Source organism: Rhodopirellula islandica (genome assembly GCF_001027925.1).
Taxonomy (GTDB): Bacteria; Planctomycetota; Planctomycetia; order Pirellulales; family Pirellulaceae; genus Rhodopirellula; species Rhodopirellula islandica.
In genome coordinates this window covers 1-20,191 of sequence record NZ_LECT01000029.1, presented here as the reverse complement: position 1 = coordinate 20,191, position 20,191 = coordinate 1, and the positions used below count along the sequence as shown (strand labels likewise).

Here is a 20,191-nt window from a genome sequence, read left to right as displayed (position 1 = left end):
CCTTCCTCATTCGAGATGAATTCCCATGCAGTCTTCGTGGCAAATGTTGCAGCGTCGCAATTTCTTTTGTGGCCTTGGTGCGTCGCTTGGTTCGCTTGCCTTGACGTCACAATTGGCTGCCGACAACGTGGACGCTTCCAGCTCCAGTGCAGGTGCTTCGCCGTTGGCTCCGAAGAAGCCGATGATTCCGCCGAAGGCCAAGGCGGTCATCATGCTCTTCATGGAGGGTGGCCCTGGGCAGATGGACACGTTTGATCCCAAGCCAGAATTGGATCGGTTGCATGTGACCGAATCAAAACGCACGGAGGGTTTGGCCACCGGAAAACGTTTCTACGTCGGCAGCCCGTTCAAATCACGCAAAGTCGGCCAATCTGGATTGGACATGTGTGATCAGTTTGTCCATTTAGCGGACCCAGAAGTCGCGGACGAACTGTGTGTCTATCGCGGTTGCCAAGCGGAGTCGTTGAATCACCCCGAGGCGTTGCTGCACATGAACACTGGCAGTCGGCTGGGCGGTGACCCTGCCGTCGGAGCGTGGGCGACCTATGGTTTGGGCAGCGAGAATCAGAACTTGCCTGGTTTTGTCGTGATGACGGAACTCGCGATGCCACAGGCTGGTAGCGCGAACTGGTCCAATGGTTTTTTGCCTGCCTATTACCAAGGCACCACCCTACGTGCCCAAGGCTCGCCGATCCTGGATCTGAAGCCAGGTGACTACCGCACCCGCCAGCACCAGCGACGAATGCTCGATGAATTGGCTGGACTCAACCAAGATCACTTGCAATCCAGTTCGCTGAAGCAGCATCCCAACGCGGGAGAACTCGCCGCACGGATGGAAAGTTATGAACTGGCGTTCCGCATGCAAACCTCGGTTCCCAACTTGATCGATTTGCAAACTGAACCACAACATGTTTTGGATTCCTATGGCCTGGATGATCCGGAAACCGCCGCGTTTGGCAAGCAATGCTTGATGGCTCGCCGAATGGTCGAAGAAGGCGTTCGCTTCGTGCAGATCTTCTCGGGGGGATGGGACAGCCATGACTACTTGGAACGAGGGCACGCGGCTCGAATCAAGAGTGTCGACAAGCCGATCGCGGCGTTGATCAAAGATTTGAAACAGCGCGGGATGTTGGATGACACATTGGTCGTTTGGACGGGTGAGTTTGGACGTACCCCCGACAACAATTATCGGGGTGGCGTGACCGCGTTGGGACGGGATCACAACATCGATGCGATGACGATGTGGTTCGCGGGCGGTGGCACCCGTCGAGGAGCCGTCGTGGGGGCGACCGATGAGATCGGTGCCAAAGCAGTTGAGTGTGTTCACCCGATTCGTGACGTGCACGTGACCATGCTGAACTTGTTGGGGTTGGATGACAACAAACTCACGTATTTCCACGGCGGACGCTACAAACAACTGTCGCAGTTCGGTGGGGAAGTGATTCACGAGTTGATTGCCTGACCGGGCCACGAGAAACGCGTCAGGACACAGCGGTTGGAAGTTGCCTGCGATGTGAGGATGCATTGGGCGACTGCCGTGGACTCAAGCTACAATGGCCGGGAAACGCATGGCGTTTTTCGGCCATTTTTCTTGCATTGAAGATCTTGTGAACGATTCCGATTCGCCTTCGAGCCTGGATTCCGTGTTGGCAGAAATTCTGTTGCGCGAAGAGGAAGGCGAACGACCGGATCCTCACGAGTACCTGCAGCGACATCCAGAACACGCTGACGATCTGAAAGACTTTTTCCGAAACCACCGCTGGTTGGGCAGTGAAGAGCCTGAACCCGTGTCGTTGGTTGGTCAGATGATCGGTGAGTTTCGACTCGTGCGAGAGGTCGCTCGCGGCGGAATGGGGGTGGTCTACGAAGCCAAGCAGGATTCACTCCGGCGTGTGGTCGCGATCAAGCTGATTGGGGACGGTGTCCTGGCCAACGACGAAATGCGGGTGCGTTTTCGCGTGGAAAGCGAAGCGGCGGCGTCGCTTTCCCATCCGAACATTTTGGCCATTCACAGCATCGGATGTTGGCGAGGGATCGACTACTTCGTGATGCCAATGGTCAACGGCGATTCGTTGCAGATGCAAGTCGATGAAAGGCGGGCCTGCTGGAATGCAGAGGGGCTGGCCAAGGCGGAGCTGAAGGCGTGCGTGATGCAGACCGTCACTTTGGTGCGTGACATCTGTCGCGGAGTGGCCTACGCACACTCCCGCGGGATCATCCACCGCGATCTGAAGCCCGAGAATGTGTTGTTGGACGAGGGTGTTCCGAAGATTGTCGACTTTGGATTGGCCAAGTTTCATCGCGATGCGCCGGAGTTGACTCGCAACGGGCAGGTCCTCGGAACGCCCCACTTCATGAGTCCCGAACAGGCTCGCGGGTCGGGGGACCTCACCGACGCCGTGGATGTGTACGCCTTGGGGGGAATTCTTTTCGCGATGTTGACAGGGGCACCTCCCCATCGTGGTGATTCGACAGCGGAAGTGCTTTCCCGCGTGTTGTCCGACGAACCCCCTTCGCTGCGACTGGCTTGGCCGGGCGGCATGCCACGTTTGTCCGAATTGGTGGACTTGGATCACGTGATCGAACGAGCGATGGCGTTTGTCCCGAGCGAACGTTATCGATCCGCTGACGATTTGGCCGATGATCTGGATCGGATCTTGGAAGGTGACACACCGCTTGCTGCGCCAGATGGTTTGGTGCATCGAATGTCGCGAGAGCTGGCACGGGATCAGCACCTGCATGCTTTCCAGAATTGGGGATTGGCTCTCCGCCGGATTGGCTACGTGGTGTTGGCCACTCACGTCGCGATGTTTGTGGTCATGAAGTGGATTTATCTCGACACACCGCACGACTTGGCGGCATGGAGTGCGCCCGCGTTTTGGGGCTACTTTGTCCCGCGGGTGGCAATGTTGGTCGGGATTGCATGGGTGATTGGCCGCGCACGCGACGGGCTGTGGTTGCCGCGAGTGTCGGCGGAACGCCCGGTTTGGTCGGTGTGGCTGGGCTACCTCGTCGCGTTGTCCAGCATCAATCTGCTGTGGATCAGCGGCTACCTGGATCACTCCGGCGTGATGGTGATGGCGTGCATCATGAGCGGGTTCGCCTTCATCGCCATTGCGGGACACATGTGGGGCGGCAGCGCGCTTCTGGGGATGGGCTTCATCGGGATGGCGTTCGCATCCATCGCGTTCCCGGAGGCAGCCCCCTTGTTTCTGGGAGGCTGGTGGATGGTCACGATGCTGGTGTTTTCCAAGCGGTATCGACGCTTGGAATAGAACAGCCGCGGATGGTTTTGAACGGTATTGAATCCGCCAGTTTTAGCTGCTCAGCGTCGCATTCAGGGAAAGCAGCGTCGTTGCCTTGCTCGCGTTTGCTGGTCCATCAATCAAATTGCAGGAATCCAATTCCAACACGCCTCGGCGGATGAGTCGCTGAAGCATGGCGTTCACTGGCTAGAGATCGCCAACGTGCATGGCACAGGGGGCGGTCGCATGCGACACCGTCAGAACCCGAACCTCATCGTCGAACACTTGGTGAACGACTCGATAGGAGTTGACTTGGATCTCGGAGACGTCCGCGCGACCGAACTCAGGCACGATGGACCCTGCGTCAGGGGATTCCAACAGACGCTCGGTTTGCTCGACGATGCGTTCGAAGATCAAGTCCGCGAACTTGTCGCAGTCTCGACCGATGTAGTCGCGAATCGCCATCAAGTCCGAAACCGCGTACTCGGTCCAACTAACTTGCATTGCGAGTTTGATTCCATTGTTCGCGGACAGTTTCGGTGCCTACCAATCGGGCGGATTCAGCCGTGGCGAGACCAGACTCGATCTTTTGTCGGATGTACAAGCGATACAGCACTTCGTCCCAGCTTGCGCCATCGGGCAGACTGTCAATGGTGTCGCGAGCCGCAAACTTTGCGGAGGTGTTCATTGTTTCGTTCATTGGAGTCTCCTTTGTCCCCCCAGGTTAGCGGTTGTCGTCACATTGTGCAGTCTCAAAATGGGGGTTTCCCCTAAAAAGTGCGCAAATTTCACATGGGGAAAGATGCGCACTCCCGGTTCGTTTGGTTTGGGAGGTGCCGGTGATGATGCCCCGCGGTCGTCGCCGACACGTCGGATTCAGTGCCAGCCTCGCTGACGCGTCGGGTTTCCATTCGGTTTTACCGTGGGTTGGCCACTCTTGGCCGACATCCGCAACTCGGACGGGCAAGAGTGCCCATTCTACATGCGTTTCAACGTCGTTGACGACCAACTCAACAAGCCGCGACGCGTCGGGATTCCTGGCATCGCCCCGGAGGGGCCGCCGTCGTTAGCTCGGGGCGGAAGCCCCGAGACCGGTGGCGGGAACAAACAAGGTCGCCCCGGATGGGGCCGGCGTGGGGATGCTGTGCGGTGCCCCGCTGACGCTTCGGGTTTCCATTCGTTGTTGCTGGTGGAATCATTTGCCTTCGGCGGCCATGGTCTTCATCCACTGGATGTTTCGCTGGACGGTGTTCAGATGCTCGGGGGTTGAGCGAATGCGAAGCGTGTCGAGGTAGACCTTCATATCGCTTTCGTATTGCGTCTTTGACTCCGGCGTTCGGCCTTGATCGTTTGTCTCCGCCATCCAGTCGTTCAGCTTTTCTCGCAAGGCAACCAACGTTGTTTGGTGTTTCGGATCGGCGGCCAAGTTGTGCAGTTCGTGCGGGTCGCTGGACAGGTCGTACAATTCCTCTTCCGGGCGGATGTCGCGAAAGATGAGAGATTGATTGTCGTCCAACGTGTCGGCGGCATGGCATTCACGAAGCGCGATTAAAATCGCCTTGGCGTCCTTGTACGCACACGGTTGCAGATACGGGCGATTGGGCAAGAAGTTGCGGATGTACTTGAATCGATCGGTTCGAACCGACCGGATGTGATCCACTGTTTCGTCGCATCGATCACGAGCGGCGAAGACAGAATCCCGCGGTTGGTAGTCCGCCCCGAGAATGTTGCGAGCTTGCATGGATTCGGGAATCTCGATCCCCGCTGCGGCCAGCGACAGTGCTGCGATGTCAATGTGTTCGACCAAATCGTCTCGCGTGGTGCCAGGTTCGATGCCGGGGCCGTTCAGGATCAGCGGCACGTGCAAGCCTTCGTCGTACAAAAACTGCTTGCCTCGGCCGTGGCTGATTCCATGGTCGGTCATGAACAGGATCAAGGTGTTTTCGCGAACGCCCTGTTCTTCCAGTCTCGCAACCACTTCGCCGACCATCGCATCGGTCATGCGAACGGAATCGAGGTAGGCCGCCCAGTCACGAACGATGTCGGGATGATCGGGGTAATACGGCGGCAGCACCACTGATTCGATGGGCGTCGACTCACCGAACAATTGGCGAGCAGAGGCCGCCACTTTGTTCCACCCCTTGGTGTCTTTCCCACGAAGTTTTCCGCCTTGCGTTTGGATTTGAGCGAAGAATGGTTGGTCGGGTTTGCGGTCCGTCCAGTCAGCGGAGTCGTAGATGGATTTGTTCCATTCAAAGTTGTAGTCCGTCTTGCCGAGGCGTCCGTTGAGCGGCCAACCGGTGATCGAGGTGTGGTACCCCGCGTCTTGAAACAGCTTTGGAACCATCGTCACGTCGTCCGGAAGATGGATCTTCTCGGTACCGCGTCCGCTGCGATGGTGATGAGCACCGATGGAGGTTTGGTACATTCCGGTGATGAAGGCGGAACGACACGTTGAGCAGACCGGTGCGGTCACGTACGCATGGTTGAACTGCACGCCAGTCCGAGCCAACGAATCGACGTGGGGCGTCTCGATGGCGGTCTCGCCGTAGCAAGAAAAGTGGGCCGACATGTCATCGGGAATGATCCAGACAACGTTCGGTCGATCGTCGGCGATGGCTGGACGACCGAGCATGCAAATGGCGATCAGCGTGAGGCAAACGGAGTGAATTTTGGGGATGCGTTGCATGAAATGGGGTGGTGGGGATTCAGGTGGGGAGGCAGGCCGCAAAAGTCTTTTGAAAGACGGTTCCTGCCAAAGATAGCTGGTTTGGAACCATGACGGTGGATTGCACAGCCGGCGAATCACTCAGCTATACTCCGTCGAAGCATTTTGGTGAACGCGTAGGAACGAGGAAACGGTTTCCGATGCCCCACTCGCCACCGCGTGCCAAACGCCAGCCCACCACTATCCCCACCCGTTTGAACGAGCGTTTTATGTTCCACTCCCCGTTTGCGACGCCATCGATCCCGCGTTGCAGGGCCCGTCGCCTTCGCGAATCTTCGGTGAAGAGTATTTGCTGGGCGTCCTTGGCGTTGGTTGTCACCGGCAATTCTGCATTGGCGGAAGACGCCAAAACGGGCAAGCTGATTTTCGAGGACCGCTTTGAACGCAGCGAGTCGCAGGAACAAACCGACGAAGTTGGAAACGGATGGAAGACGAACAGCAAATCCAGAGCAAACGGTCACAAGCAAGTGGATTTGAAGGAAGGCGCGATGCGCATCTTCATTCACGAGACCGCCGACCACGGTGTCTCCGTGACCCAGCCCATGGACTTTCGCGATGGCCGAGTCGAGATGAAATTCATGCTCGAAAACGAGAAGGACTCCTTGGGCCTCAACTTTGCCGATCTGCAGTACAAAGAGGTCTGGGCAGGGCACTTGTTTCGTGTGACCGTTGGCGTCAAGTCCGTTGAAATTACCGATCTGAAAACCGGCGTGATGGATTTGGAAACCAGGGAGATTCGGAAGGCGGGCAAGGCCTCTCGTGATCTACAAGCCAAACTGAAAACGAAAACGAAGCGTGTTCCTCATCAACTGGAAACCGGCAAGTGGTATCAGATCGCGGCTGAAGTGAAGGGCGACACGATGACGGTTTCCATTGACGGTGAAGAAGTGGCTTCGTTCGCCAGTGAAGGGATCGCTCATCCTACCAAGCGTTTGTTGCGGTTGGCGATCAAACGCAATGTGGTGGTGGATGATCTGCAGATTTATTCCTTGGATTGAATCCGAGTTTTGCCGCAAACGCTGCTGGCCTGACAAGCAGCGTGAATCACTTTCATGACCTATTTAGACGAGGCGAAGATGCACGCTCGAATTCAACGCGTTTTCTTTTTGGCGGGGACGTTGTTCCTGATGACGATTGCTGCGGCCGGTGACTCACAGGCTCAAACCAAGAAGTTTGTTCCGAACTACGATGAGTCCAAGATTCCATCCTACGAGTTGCCGCCAGCGCTGGCATTTCAAAACGGCGATTCCGTGACGACGGCGGAGGAGTGGGGGAAGCGACGCGCTGAAACGTTGCGTTTGTTTGAGGAACACGTGTTTGGCATCATGCCGGACCATCGCCGAATTCAAGTGAAGCTGGTTCGAAGCGACAAGGACTTCCGACCAGGGGTGACGCGGCACGAGTTGGATGTTTCGATTCTTCCCTTGGAAGCCTCCAGCGAAATCGCACCGTTGGTGGTTCAGGTGCTGGCCGATGTGCCCCAGTCAGCCACTCCCGTGCCGGCGATTTTGGGTTTGAATTTCCAAGGCAACCACACCGTCGATGAGGATCCGAAGCTCCGCATCCCGACGAGTTGGGTTCGCGATCGACGCGATGGCTCAACCGATGGGAACAAGGCGATTGAAAAGGGACGCGGTGTGGCGTCGAGTCGTTGGCCATCGAGCATGATCACGGATCGAGGCTACGCGATGATCACGGTCTATTACGGGGACATTGATCCTGATTTCGACGATGGTTTCAAAAATGGCGTGCACGGCTTGATGCCGGCATTCATCGCTTCGCTGCCGGAAGAGCATCGCCCCGGCAGCATCGCGGGTTGGGCGTACGGGCTGTCGTGCGTTTTGGATGCGATTGAACAGACTGAATCGCTGAATGTCGACGCCGCTCAAGTGGGAGTGCTCGGGCATTCCCGGCTCGGCAAGACTTCCTTGTGGGCGGGGGCGACAGATCCCCGTTTTGGGATGGTGATCAGCAATGATTCGGGCTGTGGCGGGGCGGCGATTTCCCGACGTGCCATCGGGGAAACCGTGGGACGCATCAACACATCTTTTCCCCATTGGTTCTGCGACGCGTACCTTCAGTACAACGAGAACGAATCTGCATCGCCAGTGGACCAACATCAATTGATCGCCTTGTCAGCACCACGCGCAATCGCAGTGGGCAGTGCGACGGAAGACGAGTGGGCGGACCCCAAAGGCGAGTTCCTGGCGTGGCAAGCCGCCGCGCCGGTGTACGAGTTGTTAGGGATGCCGGCGGAAGACGCCAAAGTGGTTCGGGACGCGTCGATGCTGACTGAGCAATCCGTCCTGAACGCCGGGCCAATGCAGTATCACCTTCGTGAGGGCAAGCACGACTTGGCCGATTACGATTGGGAATGTTACTTGGATTTGGGGGATCGGGCGTTGCAATCCAAGTCTCCATGACGCGACTTCCGATCGAAGAGGTACTCACGTCGCTGCGACAGGCGGTCGGCGGCGGCAAAGCGGTGGTGCTGAAGGCGCCACCGGGGGCAGGCAAAACAACCGGGGTACCTCCCGCCGTTTTGCAGAGCCTGGAAGACAATGGAATCTCCGGTCAAATTTGGGTGATCCAGCCCAGACGATTGGCGGCGCGTTCCGTTGCGGACTGGGTTGCGCGCTCGCGCAACGAGTCGGTAGGGGAAACGATTGGTTATCACGTTCGCTTGGACCGCCGCGAATCAGCAGCGACGCGAGTCGTGTTCATGACCACGGGGATGTTTTTGAGGCGGATGCAATCCGATCCGCTGCTTGAGAACGTTGCCTGCGTCGTGCTGGATGAATTCCACGAGCGGACGTTGGAATTGGATCTGGCGCTCGCGATGTCGCATCGATTGCGGTCTGAGTTGCGAGATGACTTGGGTTTGGTGGTCATGTCAGCGACCATGGAAACGGAACCAATCGTTGCCTTTCTGAATCAAGAGAACTCAGAAAACGCGGTGTCGCTTCGCTGCGAGGGACGCGCCTACCCAGTTGCAATTCATCACGGCAAAGATCAACCGGGGGAACGAATCGAACGACGGATCGTTGAGCCCATACGGGACGCGGTTCAAAGCAGCGACGGCCACGTGCTGGTGTTCTTGCCGGGGGTGGGTGAAATTCGGCGGGTTCAGACAGAATTGGAACGAGCGAACCTAGCCGGTGATGCTCGCGTTGTCGTGCTGCACGGATCGCTTTCGCCTAAACAACAAGACGAAGCGATTCGGCCATCGAAGTTTCGAAAGATCGTGTTGTCGACCAACATTGCTGAGACGTCTGTCACGGTGGATGGCGTGACGGCGGTGGTGGATTCTGGGTTGGCCAAGGTCCCCCGTTTCGATTCTCGCCGAGGATTGACTCGGTTGGAGACCACGTCGATCTCGCTGGCATCCGCCGATCAACGTTCGGGACGTGCCGGTCGGACTGCCCCTGGGGATGCCTATCGGTTGTGGAGCCAAGCTGCCCAACGATCACGAGACGAATACGACGTGCCTGAAATTTTGAGAGCCGATCTCAGTGACATGGTCTTGATGTTGGCCAGCCACGGGGAAACGGATTTGTTTGCAATGCGTTGTCTGACCCCGCCTCCAGAGCACGCGGTGGACTCCGCTCAAGCGTTGTTGCGGATGCTGGGCGCGATCGGACGCGGCGGACGGATCACTGAGCGTGGGAAAGTCATGGCGGGTTTGCCGCTGCATCCTCGGATCGCTCGGCTGGCAACGGAGGCAGTGGGCGTGTTGCCGAAGGCTTCCGTGGCCGTGTTGGCCGCGTTGATGAGCGAACGGGATCCGATGGAAGGCATCGCAGCAATGACGTTGGCCGAAAAGGTTGATGCGATTGAAAACAACCGAGTGCCGCGATCGATTCCGTCATCCACGATCAAATCCATTCGTTTGATTGCGGAGACGATCAAGAAGAACTTGCCAAGTGGTGCGCCGGAAACGCGTGCCGACGCGATGGAATGTGATCGCGAGACGGCGGTCGCTTGTGCGTTGCTGGCGGCCTATCCCGATCGAGTCGTTTTGCGCCGTACGGACGCACCGGATCGTGGCAGGATGGTGGGTGGTCGCGGCGTGGTCGGTCTGAAGCGAATGCTGGGAGAAATATCCAGCGAAGAATTGGTGCTTTGTTACGACGTGGATGGAGGAGGCACTGAATCTCGCGTGCGCGCCGCCGTGGCGATTCGAGAAGACTGGTTGGATGCTGAGCAGGTGGAAACGGTGGAGGTTCAATCCTGGGACGAAGGCCGATCGGCCGTTCAATGTCGCCGGCAGGTTCGGTACGGGGACTTGGTGCTTCGGGAGACTCCTGCCAAGGTTCCTTGCGATGCGGAAACCGCGTCGATTCTGTTTGAGAATCTGAAGACGCGGTTGCCCATTGCTGGCGAGAAATTTCAGAAGTTGCTGCACCGGATTGGGATGGTCGCGGAAGTCGATGAGCAAGTTCCGGCGGTCAGCGAGAAGATGCAGTTGGAATTGTTGCGTGAGCTGTGCGTCAGTCGATCAAGTTTGAAGGAGTTGAAGACCGCTCCTTGGGCTGATCACGTCCTTGGGAAGATTGGCTACCCGGCTTGGCAAATGGTGCAAGCGGAAACGCCGGAGGAAGTCCAGTTGCCGGGCGGACGGAAGGTCCCTGTTCACTACGTGGAAGGCAAACCGCCGTGGATCGAAGTCAAAATTCAGTTGTGTTTTGGGTGGCCGGAGACACCACGGATTTTGCGTGGCCGTGTGCCGTTGCAGTTGCACTTGCTGGGGCCAAACGGGCGTCCGCAACAGATCACCAACGACCTAGCTAGTTTTTGGGCCACGACTTATGGCGAAATTCGCAAAGAGCTTCGACGTCGCTACCCCAAGCACGATTGGCCAGAGGACCCCTTGTCAGCAACGGCCAGTTTCAACGGAATGAAACGTCGCTGAGTGCCAAGCTTTCGACAATTTGTTACCGTAGAGGTTGGTTGTTCGTTCGTTTCCCTTTGCCGAGTTCAACGATGGATCGATTGTCGTTTTCGCGTTCTATCCGCTATGCCTTGTTGCCTGCCGTGATGATGGTGGGTGGTTGTGGTTCTTCATCTTCGCCGACTCCTGAAGCCCCAGAGGTTTCAACGGAAACAACGGAGGTCGAAGTGGTGGAGGAAGCGTCCCCCCGGGAATCGGCTCGACCCAATTTGAAAACACCGGGTGGTTTTGCGTTGCCCGAGGGGGATTTGCCGGAAGCGCCCGTCAAGCGAAACAATCCTGGCGAAGGTGGCATGAGTTTGCCGGATGATTTGGATCTCGGTTCGTCCGCTGAATCATCCAGCGTCAGCGAGCCAACCGGCGATACCTCCACCAACTTGGTGGCTTCTTCGAAAAAGGTCGCGATTGAATACGCGGCTTGGGACAAGGTTCGCGAAACGGCAGCAAAAAGCGGCAAGGTGACTGTGTTGGATGTCTGGTCGCTGGCCTGTGGGCCTTGCTTGAAAGAGTTTCCCAACTTGGTGGCCATGCAAAAACGGTTTGGCGACAAGGTGGTTGCCATCGGTGCCAATGTGGACTTCGACGGACGCAAGAGTCGGCCGCCAGAATCCTATGAGCCAAAGGTCACGGAGTTCCTAACGAGTGTCGAGGCGAAATTCGACAACTTCATCGTCCAAACACCCAGCGACGAAGTGTTTGAGGCCATCGGCATCGGATCGATTCCCGCTGTGTTGGTGTTTGACGCGGAAGGGAAATTGGCCAAGCAGTTCTCCGATGTTGGCGAAACAGCCGGCTTCACCTATGAAGCCGACATTGTGCCGCTGGTTGAGAAACTGCTGAACTGATTTCGTCTCCGACTATCCTTCGGTGCAATCGTTCTCGTCCCAGTTGACTTGCAATCACTCGTGTTGAAACGGTGAATCACCGTTGGGTAACCTCATGGATCTGTCCGTCGTCGTCGCTTGCCAACGTTTCCCGTTTCGTGGATGCGTTGGCATCCTCTGTGTCTTGTTGAGCATTTCGACGGGACTCTCTGCACCACCGACAACGACGCTGCGTCAAGCGGTTCCACTGGAAACGCAACTCCAGGAGGCTGATCCGCTTGATTTGGCGCTGCAAGCACGCCGTCGTGGCGACGCCAAGCGGGGTGCATTGGTGTATTTCAAGTCCGCCGCCAATTGTGTGAGTTGTCATGGCGACGGGACCAGCGATTCGCTTCTCGGTCCGCCTCTGGCGAGTATTGGAATCGAGCTCACCAGCGTCGATCTGGTGGATGCGTTGCTGCGACCTTCCAAACGCATTCGAAAAGGGTACGAGACCTACACGGTGCTGACCATGGACGGGGAAGTGTTCAAAGGAATGTTGGTGGGCCAGGATGACGATTCGATCACGATGCGGTTGGGGCAAACACCGGAGAAGGATTTCACTTTGGCTCGCGACGAGATCGAAGTGATGAAGAAGGACGAACAATCCATGATGCCGGCTGGGTTGATGAAGTCGATCAAATCACAGCGTGACTTCTTGGATTTGCTTCAGTACGTGATGACCGTCGCGAGCGGTGGTGAGGTGGCGGAAAAGATGTTGCGGCCATCGCCTGAGCAGTTGCTCGTCAAGGATGACTCCGTGAACCTGGACCACGCTGGCATCCTTCGTTCGCTGCGGTCGCGAGACATCGACGAAGGACGCCTGTTGTATGAAGGCGATTGTGCAAATTGCCATGGAACCAATGGCCAGCAAGCGGCGCTGCCAACCGCACGAGCCTTCAGTGCGCAAGAGCTGAAGTTTGGTGCTGACCCCTACAAAATGTTCATGACGTTGACCAAGGGCAACGGTCTGATGGGACCGATGCCCTACTTGACCCCGCACCAACGCTATCAGGTCGTTCACTACATCCGCGAAACGTTGATGAAGGATCAAAACCCGGGTTACGAGCCGATCAGCGACACTTACTTGCAAACGCTGCCGAAAGGGACCGAGGATGGCAAGCGTTTTGAGATCCAGCAACGAGACTTTGGGTTGGCACTTGGTTCACAACTGCGTCGAGATTACCCCAGCGTTCTGACTTTGCCGCTGGGCGACCTGACCGTGTCTTACAACCTGCACACCATGGATCTGGCAGACGTTTGGACGGGCGGCTTTTTGGATCTCAGTGAAACGCAGCACCAACGTCCCCGCGGCGAAGGAACTGCGAATCCAGATGGGGATCCGGTTGCCGGGTTGGCGGGATGGAAGTGGGGGCATGACGGGGAACTGGACTATTCTCGCGAAGATTGCTTGCCTCGTGGTCCGTTGCCGCAAACGTGGATGGACTATCGGGGGTATCACCTGCTCGGCGATGAGGTGGTGCTGAGCTATCAAATTGATGGGCGAGATATCTTGGAGCGAGCGGTGGTGATCGATTCGCGAACGCTTGCGCGTGAACTATGGATCGGGCCGGGGGACTCACTTGTGTTGTCGGTCGGGAAGGGACCGGCCGACGCGAACGATTGGAAAGTGGACCAGGCGACTGGCATCGCCTCGCTCCAGAACTCCGAATCAACGAACCAAGCGTTCATCGCAGCCAGTGTTTCCGGGCAGACCAGTGTTTCCGGGAAGAACAGTGATGTGTCGTGGGAGCGTGCCACTGAGCAACGCCTGAAGCTAACCATCCCGGCGGATCAGTCCGCGCGGAGCGTGCGTGTCACCGTTGGAGTCGGGGAAACGGATGGCGAACTCGTGGCATTTCAAACTTTGTCTGAGGAGGCTCGGAATCAACCTGTTGCCGATTTGTCGTCGCTGATTCAGCGTCCGTCGTCGGGACCAGCTCCCCAGCAATGGCCGGGGGAAATCACGACCGTCGGCACTTTGGGTTTGGAACAAGAGGGGTACGCGCTCGACACGCTGACTCGCCCCGATTCGACTCCCTGGAACACTTGGTTCCGCACCACGGCCCTCGACTTCTTCGAGGATGGTCGGATGGCGATCGCGATGCACGGTGGCGACATTTGGATTGTTTCGGGCATCGATGAAACTCTCGACGAACTTCGATGGAAACGCTATGCGGCTGGGCTGTATGAACCGTTTGGTGTGAAGGTTGTCGATGGCGACGTGTTCGTGACCTGCAAAGATCGCTTGGTGCGTCTGCACGATTCCGACGGGAATGCCGAAGCGGATTTCTACGAGAGTTTCAGTGCCGACTCGGATGTCTCCACCAACTTCCACGCCTTCAACTTTGATCTGCAAACGGATCCTGAGGGAAACTTCTACTACGCCAAAAGCGGGCACGGCGCCGACTTTGCTTTGCCCGGTGCGGTGTGGCGAGTGTCCAAGGATGGCAAAGAGCGTGAAGTCGTTTGCACCGGTTTTCGAACCCCCAATGGTTTGGGCACGTTGCCAGACGGACGGATCACCGTCAGCGACAACCAAGGCCAGTGGACTCCCGCGTCGAAGGTTTCCATCGCCAAACCAGGCACCTTTCATGGTTGGGTCCCGACTTATTCAATACCGAACAAATGGGAACCCGATGGTGGCAAGATCGACATCCAAAAGGTGGTCGCTCCGGAAACGTTTGAGCAGCCTTTGGTGTGGATGCCACAAGCGTTTGACAATTCCTCCGGAGGCGAGATTTGGGTGGACGATGAGCGTTTTGGCCCGCTGTCGAACCATCTGCTTCATACCAGTTTCGGCAAAGGTTGGATGTCGATGATGATGATTCAGGAAGTGGGTGAAATTTCGCAAGCCGCGATCGTGAAGCTGCCGTTTGATTTCTCGACGGGAATCATGCGTGGTCGCGTCAACCCGCACGACGGCCAGGTCTACGCGACTGGTTTGCAAGGCTGGAACGGGGGCGGTCGGTTCGGGTTGGAGGACGGTGGGGTCCAGCGACTTCGCTACACCGGCACGCCACCGAAGATGATCACCGACGCTCGTGTGGTGGCCGGCGGGTTGGAGCTTGATTTGAACTTCCCGGTGGACGCGGAATCCGTTTTGGAAGAAGACTGCGTTTCAATCGTCCAGTGGGACTATTTGTGGAGCAAGGCTTACGGATCGGATCAATACCTCCCCGGCACGGCGGAAACGGAAGCCCCGCAGATAGGCACGGAAACGTTGATACCCGAATCGGTGCAGGTGAACGGCGTTCCTGGAGAATCAGGCTCCTCACGCCTGCGATTGAATCTGGCAACGCTGACACCGGTCGATCAATTGCAACTGCAATTGCGGATCCAGGCCGAAGATGGCGAAGCGTTTGAAGAAGAAGTGTATTGGACCATCCACGTCGTGCCCTCCGGCGATTCGCAATGACCCCCTTGTCTCTGTGGGATAGGCTTCCAGCCTGTCATTGGATCCACGACAAGCTAAAAGCTGATCCCACTGCTCATCCTGGTTTCGGAAACTCGGCAATTCGTGGGTCCGATGTGGGACCAACCTCGCAACTCGCTAAACAGGTTGGCAGCAATGATCGAGCATCACCACGTGAGCCGTTTGGGCGATAAGCACGTGAGCGGGAGTCATTGGGCTTGATCACGTAGCAGAGTCTCTCCGAGACGCTGTCATTTGCGAGTCTTAGAGAGACTCGCCTACGTGAGGTTCTACCCGATCATTCCTGCCGACCCGCTTACCGGGTTTGGGAAATGTTTCGACCAGTCCGCTACGGAGCAACGGGAACCGGTGGAACCAGGAAGAACCGAATGAAGGCATACGCAGCGTAAATGTCCTCGCTGAATAGGATTCCGACGGCAGACATTGAAAGCAGCATGGACACAAGCACAGCTCGACGCATCGGGGGGCTACCTTGTATCACTCTCTTCAAGGGATTTGTCATTCCTTGCTATACCTCATTGATTTGAAGCAAGACGCGTGAGCTGTCTGTGGGATAGGCTTCCAGTCGGTCATTGCACCCACGACTGGCTGGCGGCTCCAGTCCCGAAGGAGCAACACAATCTTCGCTGTTGGTGTCAGCCATCTTTTTCAGTGCCCGTCCCAATCCAAGGCCCGCCCGGGCCCAAATGAGTTCGACGCGGACCTTGAGTGGATGGCACCGTACGTCCGGCACCGTACGTCCGATGCTTCGTAGGCCGGATCGCAACGGAGCCACTGACTCTGCATGGCGGCACTCACCTTGGGTTCCACTCAACAAGGCCCGAAGGGTCGACACAGCCGTTGCCGGGGCCGTCAGGCCCCGGACCAGAATGTCCACACAAATACAAAACCCCGAAGGGGTGACAGAGACGATCTCGCTCTGTCGACCCGCCGGGGCTTGGGGGTGGACCGATGGGAGTGCCGTCATGATAAAACGGGTGTGGTTGATCGGCTTTGAAAACCATCGCACGGGGATCGGAAACGGGGGATTGCCCGGCGACGGAGCGGCAAACAACTGTCGTCGCTTCGCGACTGGGTGTGTGTTTTGGGGTGGGAGCCAACAACTGCGGAGCGGTGACAATTGTCAGCCTCGGGTTTCAACCCGAGGTCCCGTCGTACTCGTGCTCAGCGAAGCGGTGCTCGTAATCGATATCAGCATGGTACTCCACGCCGGACTCCGCGACACCATCGAATTTCATCGCCGTTCGGGTCAGGATCGCGACGATCCCATAGAACATCCCTTTCATCGCGACATCGTCTTGAACTTTGATTCCGTTGGTCCTCAGCAGCATGTCTTGGATGGCGGCGCACTCCAAGGCGGACCCGCGTGCGATGTCGAGAAACCGGGCACGATCCTTCAGGCTTCGTTTGCCGTTGCCCTCAGCGATGTTTAGCGGAATCGATTGGGCGGCACGCAGCCATTGGTCGCGAGCATGACGGTGCAAACCGCGAAGCGATTGTGATGTCTCAAAAGACCGAGCAACCTAGTGGTCCGTCAAAGTTAAAAGTTAGGGTTGATCGTAGTGGACGAGGCCACGAGTCCTTGGATTTGACGCCGGTTCAGGACTCGTGGCCTCGTCCACTACCCTAAAAACAAGTCCTGACAGACCACTAGTCCCCCAACGACGGCCCCGTCCGGGGCAAAGAACGCCAAGCTTTCAAGCCCGTCGAATGTAAACCCGACGCGTCAGCGAGGCCGATTCGGCATGCCCGACGCCGGGCCCGCCAACACCTCCCCCGCCCAGATTTTGAAATTGACAATTGTCAATTTCACTTTTTCAATCGATCCCCCATCGCATCCCTCCCCACCTGTCGCCGCTCCGCGGCTGGTTGAGCAAGGGGCGTGACACCCGAACACACACAAAGTCGCGGAGCGACGGAAGCCGGAAGCCTTGGGTTTTCAACCCAAGGTCATCAGCCAACGGCACAAGTCCCCAAGTCGCGGAGCGACGACAGTTGTTTGCCGCCCATCGCCGCGAGATCCCCGGCTCGCAATTCCGTACGATGGTCTTCCAAGACCGTCGAATGAAAACCCGACGCGTCAGCCAGCCACCTCACCAAATCCAGCGTGTTCCAACCATGCCGCTTTGGAACGTGGAGTCACTGTTCAGGTTGCCTTGGTAAGCCAGCGTGAACTGACCGCCGAGCACAAAGCCCCAATCCAGTTGCGTGCCGATCGACAACCAATCGCGTCCCGTGTTGGCACTTTGCACCAAGAATTCGGTGGGCGCGACGGCTTGCACCTCATGGATCCCCGATTGCTGGTCATCCAAGAACTCGTGCAACCACCCGAAACGAAGCTGCGTGGTGGCTGGGCCAAGCCCGGTTTGGTTGGTTCCCGCCAACGAAACTCCCACCATGCTCCGCAGCGATTCACCATCCACATCGCTGGATGTCAGAACGAACTCAGAGTCCCCCGTTTCCGTTTCGCCGTCCGCGTCCGCTTGCACACCCTGCAGCGAAACAAACGACAACCACAACCAATTTTGGCCACGGTGAACCGTTCCAATCTCAACCGCCCCGAACTGAGCCGTTCCGTCCGATTCGCCGTCGGCGGAAGTCCCGGGTTCCAGAGACGACATCCCACGATGGATCGAATGGTCTTGGAACCCATACCCGCCAGCACCATAGCCATACAACCATTCGCCGACGTACTGCACCGTTCCACCAAAGCGATACGAATCCGTGTCCGCGCCTTGGCCGAGCGTATTCATGTCCGTGTCGGCAGCCCCCAGTTGTGCAAAGCCATGCGCTCCCAAACCCGACGCGGCCAGATACCCCGTCCCCAGCTCAATCCCGCCCACCTTTCGGCGATAGCCTTCCGCCATGCAACCCTCGACGCTGGTGTCCAGCGTCATCCCATAGCCACGAACCCACGGCGACCAATGACCGCTCGAATCGAGGTCCGTTTGTTGCAACAGCACTCGGTCACGAATCCCGCTCAAGCTGTTGTGAACTTCGTTGATCTCTGCATCCACCAATGACGGGTAGATCGCCCCCGCCAATTGCCCCACCGCTTGACTGACTCCCAGCGAGGAACTGCTGCGCAGGTTGCCAATCGCAGACATCTGAGTCACGGTTCCTGCCGTCCTCAGGCGATCGATCTCCGTCACGGCCCCCAGCTGCCCGCAGCCGTCCAGCACCGAGGTGAAGGATTCCCCATTGTCCTGAATCAACAACGTCAGATCATTTGGGTTCGAGTTGATGATCGCTTCCAGGAATGGATTCGAAGACAACTGAAACACCTCCGCTGGATTGGTCAACGCTCCAGCCAAACCACCCGTCGCACTGAACACTGTGAAGGTGTCTCCGATGGAATAGTTGGAACCAACAAAGTTGGGCGTCAACGTCGCATCGGTCACGGTCCCGTTCCCAATGACTCGCACCAAATCGTTTGGCGATCCGGCACCATTCACATCGACCTGGAGCGTTGCATCCGTCGCGTCCAAGTCCCCATTGATGATCAACTCCCCGACGCTGCCCGCGGCACTGCTGTCGCCCGGCGCGATCGTCCCTGCCGCTTGGATGTTGGCAGTGATTTGATCTGCGTTTCCGATCAAGGTGGCCGCGGCGGACATCTCGATGTCAGGCGACAATCCGCCCGCGGCAATTTGCAGCTCGCCAAAATCAATGGTGCCGCCCGTCACTGAAATGGGCCCGTTGCCAGCGCGATCGATGATCACTGCGGCCACATTCTGATTGGTGAACGAGACGTTGTCCGTGATCTCGGGCAGATCGCTTCCCAACGCGATCGTTCCGCCACCGGGGATGTTGAACACAATCCGGTCGCCAGCGGTCGCATTGGAAATCGCTTCGCGAAGTGAACCGGTCCCGGTGTTATTCAGATTCACGACCTCAATGTCCTCCGCCTGAATCGCCACCGGCGCCGCGAACGTCAAGCATCCCACGACCAACCCCCGCAGGATGCTTCGTCGCAAGCGACGTGAACAGGTTGACAAACAGACAGGGGTTGAGCGGGTCATTTTGCACATTCCGGTGGTTCCTTTCGTAGGGGTCACACGCTTCATCGGCATCAGTTTGATTTCGACGACAACAAGACCCGCTCAACCTGAACATGCCTCAAGAGTGGTGGCAGTCCCTCCCAAACAACCCGCAAACTCAACCTCATCCACACAGCTACGACGCCGCCTCTGCACCAGACCTTGTGAAACATATTAAACGCGGAGAGGCGGAGGAGCGGAGCTTCGCGGAGAGAGGTCAGCGATCAACCTGGTTTGGATCCGCCGTGGCGTTTGACGATGCTGGCCGTCAATCATTTTGGCTTTGCGAAAATTGATGAACATGCCAACATCCAATTTCATCAAACCCAAATGAGACCAAGCCGGCGATGAACTTCGATCGCTGCACCAATGACCACATCAGTCAACTTCATTTGATTCCATCTCAATCACCACCAGCTCAGCACCCTCTTCCCCCCATTCTCCGCGATGCTCCGCTCCTCCGCCACTCCGCGTTTCAATCTTCGCATCAATCAATCACACCACGTTCCCATGGATCGGCCGTCAAAGATCCCAACCCACCCTTTGGAAAGACGGCAATGTTTGCATCGGGGCGACTGGGCCGAATCGTCATCCGTTAACGATCACGCAATGACCACCTTCCAAATCAGCGGGCCATTCTAAACGCGGAGAGGCGGAGGAGCGGAGCCTCGCGGAGAGAGGGCACCGATCAATCTGGTTTGGGTCCGCTGTAGCGGTTGACGATGCGATGCAAGCCGTCGATCAACTTTGCTTCGTGAAAATTGATGAACATGCCAACATCCAATTTCATCAAACCCAAATGAGACCAAGCCGGCGATGAACTTCGATCGCTGCACCAATGACCACATCAGTCAACTTCATTTGATTCCATCTCAATCACCACCAGCTCAGCACCCTCTTCCCCCCATTCTCCGCGATGCTCCGCTCC

At 57.3% G+C, this 20,191-nt stretch carries 14 protein-coding genes; 7 read left to right on the top strand and 7 right to left on the bottom strand.

What is annotated here, in order from left to right:
* The first annotated feature begins 25 nt into the window (after positions 1-25).
* Together RISK_RS14825 and RISK_RS14820 are read left to right on the top strand one after the other, a co-directional pair.
* A complete protein-coding gene (locus RISK_RS14825; protein WP_047815099.1) occupies positions 26-1,462 on the top strand; it encodes a DUF1501 domain-containing protein in 1,437 nt (478 codons plus the stop codon).
* Between the two features lie 145 nt (positions 1,463-1,607).
* On the top strand, positions 1,608-3,275 hold the full coding sequence (locus RISK_RS14820) for a serine/threonine-protein kinase (RefSeq protein ID WP_047815245.1): 1,668 nt from the start codon (positions 1,608-1,610) through the stop codon (positions 3,273-3,275).
* A gap of 42 nt (positions 3,276-3,317) precedes the next feature.
* Here the strand turns inward: RISK_RS14820 and RISK_RS33390 are convergent, their stop codons facing one another.
* The 4 genes from RISK_RS33390 to RISK_RS14805 all read right to left on the bottom strand — a co-directional run bounded on the left by RISK_RS33390 (position 3,318) and on the right by RISK_RS14805 (position 5,880).
* Entirely contained in the window at positions 3,318-3,440 is a 123-nt protein-coding gene (locus tag RISK_RS33390) for a hypothetical protein (protein WP_261340224.1), read from the bottom strand.
* Between the two features lie 12 nt (positions 3,441-3,452).
* On the bottom strand, positions 3,453-3,749 hold the full coding sequence (locus tag RISK_RS14815) for a type II toxin-antitoxin system RelE/ParE family toxin (protein ID WP_047815098.1): 297 nt from the start codon (positions 3,747-3,749) through the stop codon (positions 3,453-3,455).
* Positions 3,739-3,933, bottom strand: a complete 195-nt coding sequence (locus RISK_RS14810; protein WP_236696331.1) for a hypothetical protein — start codon at positions 3,931-3,933, stop codon at positions 3,739-3,741. Before RISK_RS14810 ends, RISK_RS14815 begins: the two co-directional genes overlap by 11 nt.
* A 507-nt stretch (positions 3,934-4,440) precedes the next feature.
* On the bottom strand, positions 4,441-5,880 hold the full coding sequence (locus RISK_RS14805) for a sulfatase family protein (protein WP_102017600.1): 1,440 nt from the start codon (positions 5,878-5,880) through the stop codon (positions 4,441-4,443).
* Between the two features lie 425 nt (positions 5,881-6,305).
* On the opposite strand from RISK_RS14805, the gene RISK_RS14800 reads away from it, so the two are divergent.
* The 5 genes from RISK_RS14800 to RISK_RS14780 all read left to right on the top strand — a co-directional run bounded on the left by RISK_RS14800 (position 6,306) and on the right by RISK_RS14780 (position 15,205).
* On the top strand, positions 6,306-6,971 hold the full coding sequence (locus RISK_RS14800) for a family 16 glycoside hydrolase (RefSeq protein ID WP_047815243.1): 666 nt from the start codon (positions 6,306-6,308) through the stop codon (positions 6,969-6,971).
* Positions 6,972-7,025: 54 nt separating this feature from the next.
* Positions 7,026-8,396 carry a glucuronyl esterase domain-containing protein gene (locus tag RISK_RS14795; RefSeq protein WP_236696329.1) on the top strand — a complete coding sequence of 457 codons (1,371 nt, stop codon included), beginning with the start codon at positions 7,026-7,028 and terminating at the stop codon, positions 8,394-8,396.
* Positions 8,393-10,885, top strand: coding sequence for an ATP-dependent helicase HrpB (hrpB, locus tag RISK_RS14790; protein WP_047815096.1), 2,493 nt, complete (start codon positions 8,393-8,395; stop codon positions 10,883-10,885). The genes RISK_RS14795 and hrpB overlap by 4 nt, the downstream gene beginning before the upstream one ends.
* Before the next feature lie 71 nt (positions 10,886-10,956).
* On the top strand, positions 10,957-11,769 hold the full coding sequence (locus RISK_RS14785) for a TlpA family protein disulfide reductase (protein WP_236696328.1): 813 nt from the start codon (positions 10,957-10,959) through the stop codon (positions 11,767-11,769).
* A 94-nt stretch (positions 11,770-11,863) separates the two neighbouring features.
* Complete coding sequence (locus tag RISK_RS14780) at positions 11,864-15,205, top strand: DUF6797 domain-containing protein (RefSeq protein ID WP_236696327.1); 3,342 nt, start codon at positions 11,864-11,866, stop codon at positions 15,203-15,205.
* 526 nt (positions 15,206-15,731) lie between these two features.
* Here RISK_RS14780 and RISK_RS33385 read toward each other — a convergent pair.
* From RISK_RS33385 to RISK_RS14770, 3 genes are all read right to left on the bottom strand, one after another.
* On the bottom strand, positions 15,732-15,866 hold the full coding sequence (locus RISK_RS33385; RefSeq protein WP_261340223.1) for a hypothetical protein: 135 nt from the start codon (positions 15,864-15,866) through the stop codon (positions 15,732-15,734).
* 493 nt (positions 15,867-16,359) lie between these two features.
* Positions 16,360-16,707, bottom strand: coding sequence for a four helix bundle protein (locus tag RISK_RS14775; protein WP_047815094.1), 348 nt, complete (start codon positions 16,705-16,707; stop codon positions 16,360-16,362).
* A gap of 609 nt (positions 16,708-17,316) precedes the next feature.
* Positions 17,317-19,254 (bottom strand): autotransporter family protein, encoded by a 1,938-nt coding sequence (locus RISK_RS14770; RefSeq protein WP_047815093.1) that lies wholly within the window; start codon positions 19,252-19,254, stop codon positions 17,317-17,319.
* Positions 19,255-20,191 lie beyond the last annotated feature (937 nt).